The sequence below is a fragment of the Nocardioides sp. genome (assembly GCF_034670285.1).
Taxonomy (GTDB): Bacteria; Actinomycetota; Actinomycetes; order Propionibacteriales; family Nocardioidaceae; genus Nocardioides.
Genome location: NZ_JAXMNS010000548.1, coordinates 1 through 1850, shown reverse-complemented (window position 1 = coordinate 1850; position 1850 = coordinate 1). Strand labels below are relative to the sequence as shown.

The 1850-nt window shown below is 73.2% G+C and carries 2 protein-coding genes; both read left to right on the top strand.

What is annotated here, in order from left to right:
- A partial coding sequence (locus tag VOI19_RS18880; RefSeq protein ID WP_323794476.1) for a trans-sulfuration enzyme family protein occupies positions 1–907 on the top strand: 907 nt, incomplete at its 5' end.
- Between the two features lie 13 nt (positions 908–920).
- On the top strand, positions 921–1850 hold a 930-nt coding region (locus VOI19_RS18875; RefSeq protein WP_323794475.1), incomplete at its 3' end, for a 1-deoxy-D-xylulose-5-phosphate synthase N-terminal domain-containing protein.

Genomic DNA, 1850 nt, shown 5'->3' with positions numbered 1-1850 from the left:
CGATCTCCTCCTCGGCACCGAGGTGAGCTGGTGCACCGAGGACGAGATCGCCGCCACCGTGCGCCCCGACACCGCCCTGGTGCTCGTCGAGACGCCCGCCAACCCGACCCTGGAGATGCTCGACATCCGCGCGGCCGTCGCCGCTGCCGGCGACGTGCCGGTCCTGGTCGACAACACCTTCGCGACCCCGGTCCTGCAGAACCCGATCACCCTCGGGGCAGCGATGTCGCTGCACAGCGCCACGAAGTACCTCGGCGGCCACGGCGACGTCGTCGGCGGCGTCATCGCCTGCGACGAGGAGACCGCCTCGGCGCTGCGTCAGGTGCGTGCGGTCACCGGCGGCCTGCTGCACCCCCTCGGCGCCTACCTGCTGCACCGCGGGCTCGCGACCCTGCCGCTGCGCGTCCGCGCCCAGCAGGACGGCGCCCGCCGTCTGGTGTCGTGGCTGCAGGAGCAGGACGAGGTGGCGCGCGTGCACTACCCCGGCCTCGAAGGCGACCCCCGCGGACTGGTCGGCACCCAGATGCGCGGCACCGGCGCGATGGTCGCGCTCACCCTGCGCGGTGGGTACGACGCCGCCGCGCGGCTCACCTCGTCGGTCGACCTGTTCACCCACGCGGTTTCCCTGGGCGGCGTCGACTCGCTCATCCAGCACCCCGCGGCCCTGACCCACCGACCCGTCGCCGCACACGCGCGACCCGACGCGGGCGTCGTACGGCTCTCGGTCGGGCTCGAGGACCCGCTCGACCTGATCGACGACCTCGCGGCCGGGCTGGCACAGTGTGCGTCGACCAGTGCGTCGACCAGTGCGTCGACCAGTGCGTCGACCAGTGCGTCGACCAGTGCGTCGACCAGTGCGTCGACCAGTGCGTCGACCAGCGACACGCGGCGCCCCGTCGGCGTCTGATCCGAGGAGCCCCGTGACCAGTTCCGCCGCCGGCCGGCCCGAGCCCGCCCTGCTCCGTGAGATCTCGCGTCGCGTGCTCTGGCTCGCGACCTCGATCGTCGACGCCGCCAACGCGGGGCGCGTCAACGACAGCGGCGTCAAGGTCGGCGGCCACCAGGCGTCGTCGGCCTCGATGGTCGACATCATGGTGGCGCTGTGGTTCGCCGAGCTCGAGCGCGACGACCGGGTCTCGGTCAAGCCGCACGCCTCACCGGTGCTGCACGCGCTCAACTACCTGCTCGGTGACCTCGACGAGGCCTACCTGCCGACGCTGCGGGCCAAGGGCGGGCTGCAGTCCTACCCCTCGCGGCTCAAGGACCCCGACACCGTCGACTTCTCCACCGGCTCGGTCGGCATCGGCGCGACCGCCGCGTTGTGGGCGGCGATGTCACACCGCTACGTCGCCTCGCGCTTCGCCGACGCTCCCCCGGCCGGCCGGTTCATCAGCCTGCTCGGTGACGCCGAGCTCGACGAGGGCGCAATCTGGGAGGCCGTGGCCGACCCGTCCGTGGCTCGCCTGGGCGAGGTGCTGTGGGTGGTCGACGTCAATCGTCAGTCGCTCGACCGCGTCGTGCCCGAGCTGCAGATCGCCCGGCTGGCCGGCATGTTCGACGCCGCCGGCTGGCAGGTCGTCGTGGTCAAGTGGGGTCGTCGCATCAGCGAGCTCTTCGAACGTCGCGGGGGCGCCGAGCTGCGCGCGCGGCTCGAGGAGATGCCCAACGAGGAGTACCAGCGGATGCTGCGCGCCGACCTCGACGAGGTCGCCGGGCGGCTGCTCGCCGAGTCCGACACGTGGTCACCCTCCGACGCCCTGCGCGGGCTCGTCGAGCCGCTGGGCGCCGACGAGCTCGCCGAGCTGGTGCGCGACCTCGGCCGCCTCGCCGCGGGCCTGGGTCTGCGCACC